7 protein-coding genes are annotated in these 19213 nt (G+C 57.4%); 2 read left to right on the forward strand and 5 right to left on the reverse strand.

Annotation, left to right across the window (positions count from 1 at the left end; genetic code table 11):
* Positions 1 to 184: 184 nt before the first annotated feature.
* Both MOP44_RS00315 and MOP44_RS00320 read right to left on the reverse strand, forming a co-directional pair.
* Positions 185 to 6004, reverse strand: a complete 5820-nt coding sequence (locus tag MOP44_RS00315) for an AAA family ATPase (RefSeq protein ID WP_260793896.1) — start codon at positions 6002 to 6004, stop codon at positions 185 to 187.
* 834 nt (positions 6005 to 6838) lie between these two features.
* Positions 6839 to 7234, reverse strand: coding sequence for a winged helix-turn-helix domain-containing protein (locus tag MOP44_RS00320; RefSeq protein ID WP_260793897.1), 396 nt, complete (start codon positions 7232 to 7234; stop codon positions 6839 to 6841).
* 48 nt (positions 7235 to 7282) lie between these two features.
* On the opposite strand from MOP44_RS00320, the gene MOP44_RS00325 reads away from it, so the two are divergent.
* Complete coding sequence (locus tag MOP44_RS00325; RefSeq protein ID WP_260793898.1) at positions 7283 to 7891, forward strand: hypothetical protein; 609 nt, start codon at positions 7283 to 7285, stop codon at positions 7889 to 7891.
* Positions 7892 to 8978: 1087 nt separating this feature from the next.
* Here the strand turns inward: MOP44_RS00325 and MOP44_RS00330 are convergent.
* Positions 8979 to 10577 carry a malectin gene (locus MOP44_RS00330; RefSeq protein ID WP_260793899.1) on the reverse strand — a complete coding sequence of 533 codons (1599 nt, stop codon included), beginning with the start codon at positions 10575 to 10577 and terminating at the stop codon, positions 8979 to 8981.
* A gap of 656 nt (positions 10578 to 11233) precedes the next feature.
* Between MOP44_RS00330 and MOP44_RS00335 the strand changes: the two genes are divergently transcribed.
* On the forward strand, positions 11234 to 13606 hold the full coding sequence (locus MOP44_RS00335) for a WD40/YVTN/BNR-like repeat-containing protein (RefSeq protein ID WP_260793900.1): 2373 nt from the start codon (positions 11234 to 11236) through the stop codon (positions 13604 to 13606).
* Between the two features lie 604 nt (positions 13607 to 14210).
* On the opposite strand, the gene MOP44_RS00340 is transcribed toward MOP44_RS00335, so the two are convergent.
* Together MOP44_RS00340 and MOP44_RS00345 are read right to left on the reverse strand one after the other, a co-directional pair.
* Positions 14211 to 15113, reverse strand: a complete 903-nt coding sequence (locus MOP44_RS00340; RefSeq protein WP_260793901.1) for a hypothetical protein — start codon at positions 15111 to 15113, stop codon at positions 14211 to 14213.
* Between the two features lie 985 nt (positions 15114 to 16098).
* Positions 16099 to 19206 carry a choice-of-anchor D domain-containing protein gene (locus MOP44_RS00345; protein ID WP_260793902.1) on the reverse strand — a complete coding sequence of 1036 codons (3108 nt, stop codon included), beginning with the start codon at positions 19204 to 19206 and terminating at the stop codon, positions 16099 to 16101.
* Between the last annotated feature and the right edge of the window lie 7 nt (positions 19207 to 19213).

Consider the following 19213-nt stretch of genomic DNA (forward strand, 5'->3'; position numbering starts at 1 on the left):
CAGGGCCCTCCACCACGCGAAGCCCTCCCTCTTTCAGGAGGGCGAACCCCCAAAGTCGGGAGGCTTCGGGAATCTTTGTGATGGAAGCCTCTCTTGACGGAGCGCACGTGAGCGGCCTTGTGGGCGACCGCACAGCCCCGGCCATCCCCGACGACAATCCGAACAATACATGAATCGGCAAAGGTCAAGCGGCAGCCTCGCGGGCTGGCAGAGAGAAGCTGAATGTTGCCCCTCCCTCGGAGTTTGCGGCGGCCCAAATGCGACCGTCATGCGACTGGATAATTGAACGCGTAATCGCCAATCCCAGGCCGGTGCCTCCGTTCTTCGTTGTAAAGAATGCGTTGAACATTCTATCTTGATTCTCTACTGGCAGCCCCACTCCGTTGTCGCTGACGGAGACGAGCAGAAAACCGTCTACATCTAGACGCGATTTAACTGTCAGGTCACCACCAGTTCCATGCATCGCCTCAATGCCATTGCGCATGAGGTTCAGCAATGCCTGTTGCAACTGCACACGGTCTGCCATTGCAGGTGGGAGTTCCGGTGCAAGATCAACTCGCATCGTTACAGCATTCAGGTTTGCTTCGTCGCCCATTATCGCGACCATCTCATCAATCACCTGGTTCAAATCAAGTATCTGCAGTTCAGAGGACCCTTTCTGGCACAATGATCGGACACGATCAACGATGTCGGCTGCACGCCTCGCATCCTTCATCATCTCCAGGGCGGCTTCTCGCGCCTCCGGCAGATCCGGTTCATCGCGATCAAGTAGCCGAATGCAAGCTTCGGCATTTGTGACTGCAGCTCCGATGGGTTGCTTGATTTCGTGCGCCAGTGAAGCGGTCAATTCACCCATGGTGCTCACGCGGGTGGTATGCGCGAGATCTGCCTCGAGTTGGCGCACGCGCTCACGTACCGCTTCGGCACGTTTTCGGTCTGTAACATCGACCATCGTGCCGAGCACTTGAAAAAGCTGCCCTGAAGGATCCAAAACTGGATGTGCAATGGCATGAATATATTTGAGGCTTCCGTCAGGCCTTAGGCTTCGGAACTCGACATCGCAATTTGCATGCGCGCGAAACGTCGCATCGCTTGCGGACACCACCTTCTCTCGGTCTTCCGGGTGTATCCGTTCTAGAAAATGCTCCCATTGAGGTGGCCCCTTTTGCGGGTCGAAGCCGAAAAGACGGTACATCTCTTCAGACCAGTAGACTGTCTGGCGGCTGGCGCCATCAATCGCGCAACTCCCCGTCTGGGTTTGCCGCTGCGCTTCTGCGAGATAAGCCTCGGAACGACGAAGAGCTTCCTCCGCGCTCTTTTGTCTGCTCAAATCGACAATGTAAGCCACTCCCTGGTTGGGCTGGTCTTCGAAGCAAGCAGCTCCGATCAGGACAGGCACACGGGTCCCATCTTTTCTAAAATATTCTTTCTCTCGGGCCTGCATCATGCCGGTTGCCTTGAGCTCTTCCGCCTCGTCGCGAGCGTGCACTTCCTGCCATTCCGGAGGCGTGATCTCAAGCCATCCCAGTCCATTCTGTAAATCGGAACGCTCGTATCCGACCATGCGAAGGAACGCGTCATTGGCATCGAGAATTCGGCCATCCAGATCCCAAATAACGATTCCAATGACATTCGAATCGATCAGCCGACGGATTCTCCGTTCACGATCCTCGAGATCGCGATAAAGCCATGTGTTCTTCAGGGAAATAGCTGCCTGGGATGCGAGCACCTTCAGTACAGCGATGCGATCTGGAGTGAAGACTCGAGGGGCCAGGTTGTTCTCAAGATACAGAACTCCCGTGAGCTTCCGTTGGTTGATCAAGGGCAAACAAATAATTGAACGAACTTGATGCTGAACAATAAACGGATCCGCAGGAAACGGGTTCTTAGAGGATGCATCTTCGACGATCACACTCTCCTGCGTGCGCATTACGTAGCGGATCACAGTTTCCGGCAAAATAGCAGAGTCGACAACAGTATCTCTTTGCAGCACCAGGACTCCGTTTTCGCCGCTCGTGGCCTCTGCTTCAATCACGAGCTGATCGCCATGTGGAAGGACCAGCAGACCGCGTTCAGCTCCGGCCTGCTGGATGGCCGCGCGCATAAGGCTGTCGATCAGCTTGTCCAGAACCATCTCGCCGGAGACTGCCTGCGAGACTTTGATCACAGTGGCCAGATCCAGGTATTCGGCAGGTGCCAGTATCGTGCTAGCCGGCGCTGGTTGCCTATAGAGCTGGGGATTCAGCTGGTCCAGTTGAGCCACCTTTCCATCTGCACCCCAACGCTGGTAGCAATATCTGGCTTCGAGTAAATATGCGTCTGCGAATTTCCGGAAACCGCGTGCCGAGTAGAATTTCGATGCAAGCTCGTACGCGATGGCCTCGTTGTGCACAAATCCGTTGTCGTGTGACGATCGAATGGCTCGTTCATAGAGGCGCTCGGCGTCGAGTACTCTGCCCTCGATACGGGCAATCTCCGCCCCTACCAGGGCCGCACGGTTCTCGAAGTTTTCTGGGCAGTTCTCTGCCCATATTTCGAGCTCTCTATGGTGGTCTGCCATGGCCTTGAGATGCTCCCCGTATTCCGTCGATCCCGATGACGAGCGATCGTCTTCTTCATCCACGGAAGCCGGCACATTGTGCGGCGGCCTCTCAGAGTTGCACGACGCGCCATGAGAGAGAGCGGCATAGTAGTGATACTCCGCCGTTTCAAACATCGCAGCCGATGTCCAGAGTATTGGTCGTGCCTTCGCTGCTGCCTCGAGTGCCGAAGGATGGTCTCCGGCGATGAAGCGTGCCTGCAGCTTGCGTATCCAGTACCAGCTCTCCGGCTGCTTTGCGCCCGGGTTGGCGCTAAAATGTTGCTCCAGTACTTCCTCGCTGAGCTGCCCATCATCGAAACAGCCGAATCTGTAAGTCAGTCCGCGCAGAGTTCTGATCAGACCGAGCTGTGTTGAGATCACGTCAATCAGGTGGCCGAACTGCGTCCTCTGCGCAAACTCGAAACCATCCTCTGCCTGGCGCTGTGTTTCGAGAAGTGAATCGCCTACCGCAAGATAGTTGGTATTCAGATTGTCATGGCAATATGCCAACACTGTCAGATCGCCGGCCGTAGTCGCGCCTTCGAGCGCTGACCGAATAAGATCGCGGCAAGTTCTGACATGTTTTGTCCACGGTACGACGAATTGCGCAAACCACAGATAGGTCCGCGCGTGGAAGCGCTCCATTCCGCGTTTCTCGACCAGTTCGTAGCCAACTTGACCGAATCTGAATCCAGCTTTGTAGTTGCCAAACCGCGGTCCTGCAATCTTGCCGAAAAACACGTACGCAACGCATGATCCATCGCTATTACCTTGTTCGAGGCTGAGATTAACGGCACGACAGATCGCCATGGAAAGAAGGTTGGGATCAGCCATCAGCGCCGACGGGTATACCTTCGTTAAGACATCCAGGGTCGCGAGAGATGCCTCATCGGTCATCAACGGAATCTCGAGGAGTTCCTCGATTTTCCGGCTTCCCAGTTGCTGCCATATCCGTTCGTATTCACGCCGCGCCTCTTCGTCCGTCGGATGAGGCGACCATTCAACTCCCAGATGGCGGAGGTAGTCGAGAAAGGCTTCTACCGCGTCGTCTGCCTGCTCGAGAGCCGTGTACAGATCGATACGCAAGCCCCCCACGGATGATCTCTCGACGATGTTCATGGCGCGGGATGCGAGCATCTTCAGACGCACTTCCGCTGCGGGCGGATTACCTGTGAGAAACTCGCACTCGGCGCGGTTGTACTCCAGTGCGAACAAGAGATCTCGCCGTTGGCTCCAGCCGTCCTCTCCCAACACCGCCACGCCGGCCTCAAGGTAGCGGAGCGCTGAAAGATAGGCTGTCGACGCCTTTGCCCGTTTGCCCGCAGTCAAGTTGTACTCTGCCAGTTGCTCCTTCTCATCGCGCGAGGTCATCAGGGGCCCACCGCGGTTAAGCTGATTGACGATTTCAAAGATCCGCTCATCCCGCTCGTCCCGAGGGGTGTGCGCCGTCAACAGCTTTCCAATTCGCAGATGAGCCTCCGCGCGTCCCGCCTCGGGAATCAGCGTATACGCGGCTTCCCGTACACGGTCATGGAGGAAGTGGTACGCGTCCTTTGAGCGAAACACAAAACCTGCATCAACCGCTTCGACAAGTCGATCGTGCATCTGATCCAACGAATCTCCGTAGACCAGGCACAGCATCGGTAAGCTTGCGCTATCGCCCAGACATGCGAGCTGCGTCAGTGCTTTTTGGGTCTCAGGCGCGAGGCGGATCAAGTTCGTGATCATGAACTCAACCACGTTATCGGTGTATCCCTTGCCTCGAATGCGGCTCAGATCCCATGCCCATTGCCCCTCGACATGATCAAAGGTCAGCATGCCGTCTTCAACCAGTGCAGAAATGAACTGGATTGAGAAAAAGGGATTGCCCGTCGTCTTCTGGTGAACCAATTCAACCAGCGAACGAACACGCTGTCGGTCGCAATGAAGAGAGTCGGCAATCAACTGCTCAAGGTCTCGGCGGGTTAGAGGTGGAAGTGCAATCTCCTGCACTGAAGCACCAGCCTGCCGAACCGCCTGCAACTTACGCATCAACGGATGTGCCGCGTCCACTTCATTGTCGCGATAAGCGCCGATCAACATCAGGTACTTCGTGTCTGGTTGCGAAACCAGTTCATCAACGAGGTCCAGCGTCGCTGCATCCAGCCATTGCAGGTCGTCAAGAAAGAGTGCGAGAGGATGCTCTGGTCGCGCGAATACGTTTATGAAGCGACGGAATACCAGGTGGAACCGGTGCTGTGCCTCCTGCCTCGGAAGCTCAGGAACGGGTGGTTGCTCTCCGATGATTGCCTTTAATTCCGGGACCAAAGCCAGAATCAGCTGTCCGTTGGGGTCGAGCGCATGGTGAAGGTCGGTGCGCCATCTGTTCAACTCCTCTTCACTCTTACTCAGGAGTGTGCGCGTTAAATTCTGAAGAGCTTGAGCAAGCGTGGAATAAGGGATATCGCGCTTGTATTGATCAAATTTGCCCGATGCGAAGAGAGCACGCGGAGGAACCAGAGCCTTGTGCAATTCGTTAACGACAGAGGATTTCCCAATCCCCGAATAACCGGAAACCAGTATGAGTTCCGGTCTGCCCCCGGCTACAACACGATCGAACGCACCGAGCAGAGTCTGGATTTCGCGCTCGCGTCCATACAATTTCTCGGGGATAAGCAGACGATCAGGGACGTCATGCCGGCCGAGTGGGGAATCTGAAATGGACCCGCCCGCCTCCCATTCAGATTGACAGCGCTGCAAATCATTCTGCACCCCGGAGGCAGTCTGGTAGCGATCCTCGGGAGTTTTGGCGAGCAGTTTCATCACAATCGCGGAGATGGCCGCCGGGAGGTCCTTTATTCGTTCATGGGGTGGCATCGGATGCTTGGCGATGTGGCAATGTACCCATCCAATAGGATCGAAAGCCGTAAAAGGCAGTTCCCCAGTCAGCATCTCGTAGAGCGTGATGCCCAAGCCATAAAGGTCACTCCGCGAGTCGATCGAACGATTCATGCGCCCCGTTTGTTCAGGAGCCATGTACGGAAGTGATCCGACGATGAACTCTGGAGGTTCGGGCGCCTGGTGCTCGCGCCGAAGGCGCGAAGCGATCCCAAAGCCCATGAGCCGGACCTGACCAGTCGTGGGATCAACCAGTACGTTGGTCGGTTTCAGGTCTTTGTGGATCAATCTCCTCGCGTGTAATCCTGCGAGCGCCGCTGAAAGGTTCACCGCGATGCGCAAGAACTGTGTCAGCTCCATCGGACCCGACAGGAGACCATCGAGAGTTTCGCCGCCAGGATCCTCAAGTACGAGCGTGATCTGCGCGTCCTGCTCGGAAAGCGCCAAAGGACGCACCGCCCAGGCGGAGTCCAGATCGGCCCTCAGCGAGTACTCGTGTTCGATCTTCTTTAATGTTTCGGAGTCGGGGCGAGGGGCGGAGGGCACAAGAATTAGAACAGGCGCCGACCGTACCCCATCCGCGTAGGCACGATAGAGAACGAATTCCCCGTCATCACGAAGGCGGGTAAAGGACCCCGAAGGCTGCAAAACAACCCCTGTACGGCATCGTGGCGCTCTCGAGTTTAGATCGATTCAGACTGGGCGAAGGGAAGGAGATGCCGTTGGCAGAATTCTAGAACTGTTCGCCAAGTTCGATCAACGAGCGCGCAGTGCCGCGCTTACCTGCTACGAATCCTGCACACAGCACATATCAGACAGCCGATTGATTATGCATCGTTTACCGAGATTGGAACGCCTCGAAACGCCAGCTTCACCTGTTGAAGTGGAAATAGCCCGTAGGCGGTACGCTCTCCCGGAATCTGCTGGATGCTCAGAGCCACCCCCTCGATCAAGCGTGAGTTTTGAGTGTTGCAAATCGAAGGCAACTCCTCGCGTTTTTGGTAAAGAGATCGGCTTCACTCCGGCAAACGTTGACTATCGATTCACGCGTAACCGCTGAGTCACTCGTCCCCAAAAATTGGTTGACTCTGTGGATGCCCGATACTTGGGCCCATCAAGTTGACGAGAAACGGGCTAACCGGATTGTTGGCGATGACCCGCCGCTGAGCTCCCGGAATGCAGCATTCCTCGGCGAGATGATCCCCGAAGGCAGTCAAGTGTCTTGGCTGTGTTCGCCGGACTGCCTTTTGAGTTTGGACAGAACTTATGAAGGAACCAGCAACTGCGTCCGAGCCACGCCCAGGCAGCCGCGAAACCAGGCTCTTCAGCGAGCGCGGTCCAATACAGATCACGAGCGCGGCACATCGTTTCTACGGAACGCTACGCTGCCAGTTCATTAGCCCGAAGAAACTTCTCATACGCGGATGGACGTATGCCGGGTTCGTCAAGAACAGGCGATTCGAAACGATAGCCGTGCTTGGAGACAGTGCGGATCGCATTCCTGCCGACGATCTTGCGCAAATCGCCAATTAAGTTGGTAAGGTTGGCTTCGCTGACGTGGACTGAGGGCCACAGGGTGGTCATGAGCGCCTGTTTGCTAACGAGATGCTGCGCGTTTCGAACCAGGCAGAGAAGCGCGTCAAGAGCTCGCGGCTGAAGCCGAACCTCACGGTCATGGCGACTGAGTCGCCGATCTTCAGGGCGATGTTCGAATGTCCCGAATCGGTAGGCAGAGCTGGAGCGGGTTTGATTTTCGTTTGAAAATCGGGAGCCCATATGTGGAGTAGCAACCCTCCCATCCAGCCTACACTGCAGAAAGTACGCATGTCGGAAGACCGCGATGCAGCGGAGGGTTCAAGATTGTCATTTCAAAAATGGGTGACCTTAGCGGCGATGTGCGGCTTCGAATGCGTCTTGCTCTTCACGGCTATTCCCTGCAAGGCCGTGGACTTAGAGAGCGGGACCAATCACACCGTTGTTCGCGATGGCCAGCATGATTTCGATTTTGACTTTGGGACGTGGAAGACACGCTCATCGCGTGTCCTTCACCCATTGAGCGGCTCGAAGGAATGGGTCGACATGAACGGTCTGACAGTCGTAAGGAAGGTATGGAATGGCAGGGCAAATCTGGCGGAGTACAAAGCAGATGGCCCTGCGAGTCACGTCGAATTGATGGCACTGCGCTGTTACAACCCCGATGGCCATCAGGGGGGTGTGGCCTTTGCGACTCCGGCCAGTGGAACGCCAAGCATGCCTTGCATCGGCGACTTTAGGGATGGTCGCGGCGACTTCTATGATCAGGAGGAATTCAACGGGCGGTATATCCTGGTTCGATTTTCCATCTGGAAGATATCTGAGACGACTGCGCAATCGGAGCAGGCAATTCCCGATGATGACGGCAGAACCTGGGAAGTGAATTGGATCAACAAATAGACGGGCACGAGCGATGAAACTGACATCGACTGGTCCGACAATCCATCCATTGCAGATGTCCCCGGCGCACGACTTCGATTTCAGCTTCGGATTCTGGCATTCGCACGTTCAACGGTTTTTAGACCCATTCGCCGATCAACGACCCTCGTTCGAATTCGAGGGGACAAAAGCCGTAAGAAAGATACGGGGCGGCAGAGCGATCCTAGAAGAACTTGAAGCCGACACTCCGAAAGGTCATTGGGAGGGTTGACGCTCTTCCTTTTCAATCCGAAATCGCATCAGTGGACCCAGACGTTCTTAAGCAGCCAGACAGGCGTGATCAGTTCGGGGTTGGTTGGCTCCTTTAAGGATGGCAGGGGCGAACTTGTTCAACAGGATACGTTCAAGGATCGCTCAATTCTGGTTCGCGGAGTATGGTCCGACATCCACGTCTGAGAGCCACCGCTACACCGAATCGTATTCTGACGACGGCGGGAAAAGCTGGAAACCGGCCTTCATGGCGGTGTTAATCAAGGCCAAATGATAGTCGCAGGGACACTCGGAGGTCGAGTGCCGATACGCAGAAGCTGACATCACTCCGCTTCCACGACAAGCGCTTTATCGCCGAGTCGCCCATCGAGCCTCAGTGACCGCCGTTCGGCAGAATCGTCAATCCGCGATAAGGTCCGTTATCGTTGGCTATCCGATTGCTTGCTTTAACCGGTGCTCGGTTGGTCGCTTTGATGCCATCGTTGACGATTTTGTCTCGATGGGTGCTTCGCGATCATGCGCGAAATGAAGATTTCTCAGAGCTAGCTGGCATCCTTTGCGCCAAGCATCCGAGAAGGCCGTTTTACGTCCAAATGAAACGGATTTGTAATTACTGACGGTTTGCCGATGCTTATCTCACTGTGATTAGTCCTTTATTGCAGCACCCGGTTGTTAATCGCAGGGTAGTAGGTTTCGAGTAGCTATTGGCAGAATAATCAATAGCTCTCGCTCGTTCTTCTTTTAGCTCTTTTAGTGCAAAAAATCTATTCTTGTGCCCAGAACAGGTCGAAATACTCCTGAGCTGAAGGGCGGAGTGGGTAACTCAGGGAAACTTCACTTACTCGGCCTCGTCGATGACCTCGATGGCCGATACCGTGGCAAAGTTCACAATGGGCTCGAACGTCAGGTCCAGTTTCCCCTCGGGAGAAGGACGCAGGTGGCTGAAGGTCTTGGTCACCGCATTCAGGGTTCCTGCTTCCTTGTACAAATCAAACCTGTCCAGCAGCGTGGATCCGTTGCAGATCACACGGAACACCCGACTCCCCACGCCGCCGGAACCTGAAGCTTTCGGGCCCCAGTAGAGCTCCGCAAAGTGAAGCACAACGCTGTATCGATCTCGTGGGTCCACAGGAATGGAATAGGTGAAGTGCCCATAACGCTCATGCGCGTAGAGATCGGGATCTGCCGTACTCCCAACACGTCTCGGAGTGTCCGACGTCACTCCGTTCTGGTAATAATTGTCCGGATGCCAGACGTTTCCTTCATGATCGGTCACCGCTGTCTTCTGCATGACAAGCCGTATAGGAAGTTGTTTGTGAGGGATCCCCGGTAATAACTCAATGGCGCTCACCGACGGCGATCCTAGTTCTTTCGTGAACTTAAGACTCAGGTATCCCCATTGGGTCGGATAGACGTCCCTGAACACTCGTTCGTCGGCGATGTTCACCCCAAGTGCGTCAGAACTGATATTGAACCCTGGCAGGAGGAGCTTCCAATTGGCGGCAACGTGGAAAGTGTCCTGATTAATGTCCTCCGGCTGAGACGCGACAAAGAATAAATGAAGCTCCCAAGGGCCACCCTGGAGCGGGATCTTGTACTCGAAGTCGCCCGTGCGCCAGTAGTCGAAGAGCATTGGGTCGCTGCTTCGGGCGACGGGTGGTCCTGGCCGTCGAAATGCAGCGCCGCCTTCGACGTAACGGTCGGCCTCCCAATACGCGCCCGTACTATCGATTCTGGGCGTGCCTTGGTATCCGGCGAGGATCCTGACCGGGCCCCTCGCGTTCACTGTGCTGACGTCTCTCGACTCGACCGGCGTTGCGGGTTTTGCTGTCGCAGCTCTAGACGCCGGCGCGCTTCGAGAGCGGACTGCCAACGCAATCACGGCACCCAGGACCAGAATCAGAACAGCCAGGGCGGCGACGACTCCTCCAAAACGCCCCAGGTATCGCTCGCGAAGTGTTGGAGGACCCGAAGCTGTGGATGAGAGCACGTTCTCGCTGCCATGAAGTTCCTCGACAGTCGATTCTTCAGAATTGCTGCTTTGGGTCCCGGTCTGGTTTGGTCCAGTCGGTTGTGGCGAGGTAGCCTGCGAGGAGCGGGTTGCGAAAGACGGAGTATAGCTGCCGCTCGGCAGGGAGATCTCGAGTTCGTGATTGCTCCCCTCAGTTGTGTAGTACTCCCTCAATCTCTTTCGCAGGCGGTATGCCTCGACCCGCACGATCGAGTCCTGAGACGGGTCAAACGTAGTCTTCGACCGAGCGAAGACTTCAGTTGCGATGTTGTATTCGGTGATCTCTTCGGTGCGGCCTCCAAAGTAGCGCTCGGCAACGAAGCTGAGCAGGTTAGCAAGCCTCGGTGTGCGCGTGAGAGCTCGGAGCACCGCGTCCAGTTCCGCGCGCTCCATCTCGCCTCGATTTGAAGCGGGTGCTTGAACCACACTCGATCTCCCAAGTGGAACCAATCTTACGAACGGGGCAGCAGATGTGACAAGCGAAGAAGCCGTGCCATGTTTCGAGCGCTCGCACAGGAGAGCTGGCCCACACATTTAACACCGCAGGCGGTATGTTTAACACTTCGACGCGATGGATGGAAGTCTAGAAACATGAGCGGCTTACACGCATTTAACACAACGCCGCCAACTATGTACATAATTAAACTTCACCAACCTGTTTACCCGCCACCACAATTCAGATCGACTTTTCCTTTACGGAAAGGCTGCACGCAATTCTCGCCAGCTCGATGGCAGTATCTGAACCTCGATTTTGATGTGGACCTCTTCATTCCCTTGCGCCCGTGCCAGCGGAGCCATCGACGATGTTTCCGGTGTCCGAATTGTGGCGTTCGCCACGACGCCCTTCGGGCCAGGCCAAAGGAGAAGGTCCGGGCTGAATCGCAGTTTCAGAGATTCATTTTCCAAGCAGTACCTTCCTTCCTGCCGAAGTGGAACTCCGGTCTTCGGCAGGACATTTTTTTTGATCCACAATCCAGGCGAATTGCTCGGAAGGTGTCAGGCATGAAATGTCGTTGGGCAGCATGGCTGGCTCGTTCGTGAGCGCATTCGGCCGATTCAGAACCATCACCTAGGAGAGCATCATGTCGAGTAAAGGTTCCCGCCAATCATGGACGTCTCGATTTCTTCGCGCGTTCCTCGCCGCAGGGCTGATCGGCATTCCAGCCCTTGCGCTGAGCCCAACGCAAGCAGCAGCCCAGGGTCCCTACCGGTTTCAGAACGTCGCCATCGGTGGCGGCGGCGGTTTTATCAGCGGAATTGTCTTCAGTCAAACAGCGCCGGATGTAGTTTACGCGCGCACCGATATCGGCGGAGCCTATCGGTTCGACTCGGAGACTGGCCGCTGGATTCCACTTCTCGATTGGATCGGCTCCTCAGACTGGAATCTGATGGGGGTCGAGAGCATCGCCATTGATCCCAAAGACTCGCGTCGCATTTATGTGGAGACCGGCACCTACAGCAATGACTGGACCACCCAAAACGGCGCGATTCTCCGTTCCAGTAACCAGGGGCATACCTTTGATCGGATCGATCTGCCGTTCAAGGTAGGCGGAAACATGCCCGGCCGCGGCATGGGCGAACGCCTTGCCATCGATCCTAATAACAATCAAATCCTCTATCTGGGGGCCCGCAGCGGACACGGACTCTGGCGCAGTCTGGACATGGGCCAAACTTGGGCGCAGGTTGCCGGGTTTCCTGACAGCGGCCCGTATCACGAACCGATTGCGTATCCCGGCGATACCTACGACGCAGACCCAATCGGCGTTGTCTGGGAGACATTTGATCCTCGCACAACCATCACCGTTGCCGGTGTAAAGGTCTCAAAAAATATCTACGTTGGAGTGGCCGATCCGGCAAGCAGCCTGTGGCAGAGCAACGATGGCGGCCAAACGTGGACGGCGGTAGCCGGACAGCCCACTGGCCTCATGCCTCATCACGGCAAGCTCTCGTCGACTGGCGTTCTTTACCTGAGCTATAACAACAACGCTGGCCCTTACGATGGCTCGGCAGGCGATGTGTGGAAGTATGACACAGGGTCGCAGGTGTGGAGCCGCATAACACCGCCGACGTCGCCACTGAGTGGCGGGTATGGCTTTGGAGGGCTTAGCGTGGATGCCAAGAACCCCAATGCCGTGGTCGTTGCCTCTCTGAATCAATGGTGGCCAGACGTGCAGTTCTTCCGGACATTGGACGGGGGAAACAACTGGAGCCTGATCTGGAACGCAAACTGGTCGAACCCATGGCCCATCATCATGGCGCCGAATTACTCGATCGATATATCTGCCGCCCCTTGGCTCACGTTCGGCCGAACACCGGCGACCTGCACATCGGCTACCTCCAGCAATTCGTCGTGCCCTGCGCCCACCCCCAACGTCGGCTGGATGGTAGATGCCCTTGAGATCGATCCTTTCAATTCCAACCACATGCTCTACGGCACAGGGGCCACCATGTACGGCATCGACAATCTGACCGCGTGGGACAACGGCGGTAAGGTCGGAATCTACGTCGCAGCCAATGGAATTGAGGAGACGAGCGTCCTGGACCTGATCAGTCCGCCCGCCGGTCCCGCCCACCTCATCAGCGAGGTCGGTGACATTGGCGGATTCACGCATAACGACCTGACCAAGCCGAGTGTGATGGATTCGAACCCGGTGTTCACTGCTGGGACCAGCGCTGATTTTGCCGAACTGAATCCGAGTTTTGTTGTTCGCGTGGGAGCCGGCGGCACAAACAACGAGAACATCGCGTTTTCCTCTGACGGCGGCCAAACCTGGGTGCCAGCCAACAGCCAGCCAGGTGGTGCTTCGGCCGGGACAGTGGCAGCAGCAGCCGACGGCAGCCGTGTCGTGTGGAGTTGCGGGCCAGGTGTGTACGTCTCCGCAGACCGAGGAAATACCTGGACGGCATCGTCAGGCGTTCCAGCGGGTGCAAGCGTTCGGTCTGACCGCGTGAATCCGCTGAAGTTCTACGCGTTCGCCAACGGGGCCTTCTACAACAGCACAGACGGAGGTCAGACCTTTGCAGCGACGGCGGCTGGGAACCTTCCTCCGGCGGGCGCATCAGCACAATTCAAGGCAGCGCCCGGCCACGAGGGAGACATCTGGCTTGTAAGCAGCACTAGCTGGGCTGTGTCAGGCGTCTGGCATTCTCTGGATGGCGGCGTCTCGTTTGAGAAGCTGTCAGGAGTCGATGCGGGTACCACAATCGGATTCGGCAAGCCCGCTCCCCACCACACGTATCCTGCTCTGTACAGCAGCGCTCTCGTGGCTGGCGTTTGGGGAATTTACCGCTCCGACGACGCTGGTTCTACCTGGACGCGCATCAACGATGATCAGCACCAATATGGAATGACCATGGTTGCCATCACCGGCGACCCACGGATCTACGGTCGAGTCTACTTCACGACGAACGGTCGCGGGATCATCTACGGCGATCCTGTGGCTTCCACTCATTGAGTCACAGAAACTCATGCCTGTTCCCGGGGGGGGCGAAGTCTGCCCCCCTCGGCAGGCACGCCTTCGCAAAATTCGGCTATCCTGATGGTTTTCTGATGCTGAGAGTTGTGCGTTCAAAAGGAAAAGCCACGATGCGGAATGAACTCGATGTGTGCGTACAACGATGATGCCTATGAGGGGAAATCGAGCACATCCTGGGCACAATTTTAGGCACAATGGGTATCGGCTACCCTGAAATGATCGGCTACCCTGAAATGCCCAATTTTCGAGGATTTTCGCTGGTGCCGGGAGGGGGGCGAACCCCAGCCGGGTATTCAAAAGACGTAAGTTATTGATTCCACGAATTGACAGAATCGCTCAAATCGCGACAACCGACATTCTCAGGCACAGTCTGGGCACAATCAACGCCTCCGACGCAAATGGATTCGGTTCCCGCTACGAGGTACCGACATCCAATTCCGTCGGTCGATCGTACCCTAGTTCGTGAAACCACCACATTCAGAGGACAAGCGCGATTCCTGCCTAATTGCTCCGTCTCTTGTCAAACCTTCAAGGAACGACCAGTGACGACGATCCGGACGATCCACGGCGAGTTTCACTTCTGTCACTCGAGGTAGATGTAAGCCGGGGTTAACAATCCGCGTCTACGCTCGGCGGGGACGACCTTATCTGCTTCGCTGCAGGGGCACGGGTCTGAAGGTGGTTGCACCGGCGAAGCGCACAAGAGGTCGCGCGCGAAGATGCGATACATTTTCTGGTCTCTCCAATAGCGCAGGTGGGAGAGCGGAAATGGAACGACATAGGGTCGGTGGTATTGCTCAATCGACTCGTAAAAGAAGAGCTTGCCGGAGACGATGTCAGAGGACGCCCAGAAGTTGATCCACGGGAGCCGCTTTGCCAGAACTTCGAGGGTCTTCGGTACGTGCACGGGCGCGACTGGCGTAGCCAGGTTTCTCGCGGGTGTGGCCAGGCGGAAAGAATGCAGGCCATCGATGAGTTGGGCGCGCACCAGTTCCTCTGCCGCGGACTGATCGCGGAAGAAGTAGTAAGTCTTGTTGAGCGGGGACCCGAAGGTGAGCAGGCCTCCCAGGTGGCTGCAGATCTCCATGGAAGCGACGGGGAAATTCGGTGGCGCATCCCCGTTGCCCACGGGCGGAGCGCTGATACGGGCGCGATTGAATAGATCGTTGAGGGTGTCGTAGGCGATAACTGTACCCAGCGAGTGTGCCGCGATGACAATAGTGAAGTCCTCACCGGAATCATGCAATTCCCCGCGGAGATCGAGGTAGAGCGAAGTGAGCGCGTGGCTGCATTCTTCCAGGATCTGCGCGCGGGTGGCGAAGTTGGCGCTTCGCTGGTTGAGATTGGTATAAATAGCGACGTCGCCGATGAAGTCAACGAAGAGCAAGCGAACAAGCGCGGCAAATCCCAGGCTCAGGAGCGGCAACAACAGGGGGAAGAACGAGTCGTCAAGCAGCAAAACCCGATTGAGCGGAGGCAGCAACATGGGCAGCCCCGGGAAAAAAGAGACGCGCCATTGGTTTATTGCGGGACCGTATTCGAACCAAGTCTTTCTCGCCGTTGATGACAGCCCTTCTCGGATCGTTGGAGGCGGTCCTCGAAAACAAGCCAGAAAGAACACTGCGCCTCATGGAAGGTGCCGACACGAAGGATGAACCAGAGATTCTGGTGTATTTGGCGCGGCAATACGCCGCACCTGGAGAAGTTTCGAAGGCAATCCGAGGTCTGCAGCGTGCTGCCCAGATCGGATTCATCTGCTCCCCGGAGATGTTGGTGGTGGACCCGTGGCTGAAGCGTCTTAAAGACCACAGGCGTTACGGGGGTTTCCTTTCAAATTGTGAGGCAGCGGTGAAAGCCGCAGAACAATCAGTACGTGCAGAATGTCCGCATGGGGCTCGGCATAGGGCGCAGGGCTTGAGCAGACGCGCGGGCTGAGGCCCTGGTCTGGTTGAATTCCAGCGCAGGCTGCAACGACTCAAGGCCGTAAGCGAGCAAGATTGTGTCGGAATGGAATCCGTCCGAAAGCTCAAGCATCATTCGGACCAGGAGAATGGCGATGACGAATTCTTTGCTTGGCGTTGTGAATTTCGCGTCGGAGTCTGAGACCGATCTATCTTATCGGCGGCACGTCAAGTTGATGTAAAACGGGCAAGGGGAAGAATGGATTTCTTTCGCCCTTGCTGCCCTAGAGTTCTTGTATATCGCCGCCGTTAGAATCTGGTTCAGCCGGCCCCGCCGATGATTCACCGCAAAAACTCTCCAGATACTTCCGTCTTGGGAAACAAGAAGAGTCGGGAAATGAGGATGCGGTGGAGTTGGCTGTTGGACGGCGGCATCTCGGCAATTTGATCTCGGCGGATTTCGGCGAGTGCATGATCCAATGCGTGTGTAGAGAGCAGGCAAGGCGGGCTTTTCTAATAGTTGTCGAGAGTGTCCGCAAAGACGCCTCCAGACGCTGCGTAACACTCCAATCATGGAACGATTCCGAGAGAGCGCAGAAACTGTGCAAATGCGCCGGCGGTTGCAAGACTTCCGGTTCCGCTGGTGGTGATCTTGACCGCCCCATGTGGGTCATCGCTGGCGATTGTGAACTCGGCATTGAGGTCGCCTGCTCCGGAGGGGGCGAACTGGATGGTGAAGTCGAGTTCGGCGCCGGCGGCGATGGGGGGGATGGGGGTAGGCAGGGCGGGGTTGATTGAGAAATCGGCGCTGCCGGAGGTGCGGGTGATTCCGGTCACATTCAGTGGGGCCGTGCCGACATTGAACACCTGCACGGGGATGGTGCGATTGGAGCCGACCTCGACGATACCGAAACCGCAGCTCGAGGTGGGGTTTACGGCAAGGCGCTGCTTCAGTTTGCTGTCTATTACGGTGCCGCTGAGGGAGATGAACTGGGTGCCGGAAGGGTCATTGGTATCGAACTGAAGCAGGCCATGCGGTTCGTGAGCGACGTTGTCAGTGAAGGTGATCTGGAACTTCTGTGTGGCTCCGGGCTGGATAGTGACGGGGATGGCGGGATCGGCTCCGACAGAAAACGGGACCGTGGCATGGGCCGCTGTGATCTGCAGGGCCGTGTCGCCGGAGTTATAGACGTAGTAAGAAACAGTCGCGGACTGGCCGGTAGCGATGACGCCACAGGCGAGATTTCCCTCTGCGGCATACTTGGGGCCCGTGGGGCGGGTGGCCTCAAAGCAGCTGCGGCCGTAGGTGCCGACGCGGAGCACGGCGGGCGAAACGCTGTTGTCGATGGCCAGGGATTTGCAGCAGACCATCGGCAGACCTGCGCCGTAGATCTTCCAGGTGGCGGTGCCAACTCCGTCGGTGATCTTGGCGTCGGTTGAGCGGAGGACACCTGCGTCGCCGGCGATGATGATGGCGGGGGGCTGGCTGGCGGTGCTGCCGGTGATGTCGAAGACGACGGAGCAGAGAGGCATGTCGGGGACGTTTCCGACGGGACCATTGCCGTCCGTGCCGCTGATGTCGGCCCAGGTGGCGCCGCCGTCGAGAGTGAGGAAGACGTGGCGGGTGCGGTACTTGGCGTGGACGTTGGAGAAGCGGTCGCACACGCACACGACGCGTTGAAGGTTGGTGGGATCGATGGCGATGCCGCTTATTCGGCCGATCTTGACCGCCCCGGCAGGCTTGGAGGTGAAGGCGCCGGTATCCCAGGAGGTGCCGCCGTCCGTGGAGCAGTGGATGGAGCCATCGGCGCACCCGGCCCAGATGATGTTGGCGGAGCCGGTGGTGGTGGCGAGGCTGCGGATGTCGTCAGGGGCGGCGAATGCAGTGGCGGTGAAGTTCTTGCCCCCGTCGGTGCTCTTGTTGAGTGTCTTGATTTCACTGACCCAGACGATGCGGGTGGCGGGGTTGTTGCCGGTCTGATCGACGGCTATGGCGCGGGGCGAGCCTCCATTGGTGAGGCCGATGCCGACCTTTCGGGCAGCGCCGGCGACGTTGGAGATGTCCCAGTGCGCGCCCGCGTCGGATGTCTTGATGAAGAACTGGTTGTCGAAGCCGTAGACAATCGTGGGGTCGGAGGGATCGACGGCGACGAGCCATCCATCGCCGTTAATTCCGGCGTGCCAGTCGGTAAGGGAGTCGGCTGGGCGGTGACCCGCCGTTCCAGTGTCCTGCATGCCACCGTAGGTATAGGAGTTGGGAATTCCCTTGCCGGTATTGTTGATGCCGCTGCCAATGCCGATGCCCTGGAAGAGATTGGTGGCCATTTTGCCGTTGATGCAGGTCCAGTTGCTGCCGCCGTCAGTACTTTTGGCGATACCGCCGTCGGTGCCGGTGTAGATGGCGGTAGGGGGGACGGGGCCGGAGGCGGGCACGGCTGGGCGGTTGGGGGCGGGGCTGAAGACCATCACGTGATTGTCCCAGTGGACTTTGCCGGCCGTGACGGAGGTGTTGAGAAAGTTTTGACCGCCGTCGATCGAGAGCCAGAGCTGCTGGAATCCGGCGTAGACGCGGTTGGAATTGAGGGGATCGACGCCCAACGTGAGGTCATAGGCGGACTGGTTGAATCCGTTGACCGCAGCGACGTTGGTTAGATTGGGACGGGGACTCCAGGTTGAGCCGGAGTTGGCCGAACGCCAGAGGCCGAGGAAGGTGTTGGCGCCGGTGGCGAGCCTGCCCTGAACGGCGACGTAGAGGACCGCGGAATTCGCGGTCGTGCCGTCGAATTGGGACTGCGCGACCACAAAGGAGCCGTAGGGCAGCTGGGGGGCGGTGGGGTCGGCGAACAGGTTGGTGGGGAACGTGATGCCGCCGTTTGTGGACTTCAGCAGGCCCATGGTGGCGACACCGGAATCGCCCGCGACTCCGCAATAAACGGTGCTGGCTGGAGTGGCGGCGTCAAGGAGGAGACAGCAGATCTTGCCCTGCAGGATAGGGTTGCGGTCGTTGAAGTCCGGACCATTCGCGCCGAAGTTGCGGCCACCGTCAACGGAGCGGTAGAGGCCGTTGTTGGTGGCGACCAGCAGGGTGTTGGCCATGGGGCAGACGATTTTGAGGATGCCGACCTTGGAGAATAGAGTTCCGAAGTAGCCTCCGTCGACGATGTCCCACGACAGGCCGCTGTCGGTGGAGCGGTAGATTCCGGCGCTGCGGGTGAAGGTGCCGCCGCCGTCGAAGAGGTTTCCGCTACCCGCGTAGAGGATGGAGGAATTGGCCGGGTCCATGGCGATGGCGCCCATGGAATTGGAGAACATGGGGTCGGTGAGGGGGAGCCAGAGGGTACCGCCGTTGGAGGTGTGCCACACACCCCCGTCATTGGTGGTGAGGTAGATGCTCTGGTCGTTCGCAACGCCCGGGTCGATGAAGACATCGGTGACTTCGCCCGCGTCAGGGCCGATGCCCATGTGGTTCTGGTCGGCATCGACAACGAGGGGTGCGGGACCGACCTGCTTCCAAAGGACACTTGCGTCGAGGTCGAGCTGATAGAAGTCGGCGACGGCCTGCCGCCACGCGTCAGGACTGGGTACGCCGGCGGGGTCTACGTACGCTTCGAGAAGATCCCCCTTGTCCTCTTCGACATCGGCTTCGCCGGTTTTGACTTCTTCATCGAGCTCGGGCATGGGGTCT

Source organism: Occallatibacter riparius (assembly GCF_025264625.1).
GTDB classification, from domain to species: Bacteria; Acidobacteriota; Terriglobia; order Terriglobales; family Acidobacteriaceae; genus Telmatobacter; species Telmatobacter riparius.

Excerpts from the sequence above, each read along its gene's own strand:
- MOP44_RS00335 (WP_260793900.1), top strand. The coding sequence starts at position 11,234 with ATGTCGAGTAAAGGTTCCCGCCAATCATGGACGTCTCGATTTCTTCGC.
- MOP44_RS00325 (WP_260793898.1), top strand. The coding sequence starts at position 7,283 with ATGTCGGAAGACCGCGATGCAGCGGAGGGTTCAAGATTGTCATTTCAA.
- MOP44_RS00320 (WP_260793897.1), bottom strand. The coding sequence starts at position 7,234 with ATGGGCTCCCGATTTTCAAACGAAAATCAAACCCGCTCCAGCTCTGCC.
- MOP44_RS00345 (WP_260793902.1), bottom strand. The coding sequence starts at position 19,206 with ATGCCCGAGCTCGATGAAGAAGTCAAAACCGGCGAAGCCGATGTCGAA.
- MOP44_RS00340 (WP_260793901.1), bottom strand. The coding sequence starts at position 15,113 with ATGTTGCTGCCTCCGCTCAATCGGGTTTTGCTGCTTGACGACTCGTTC.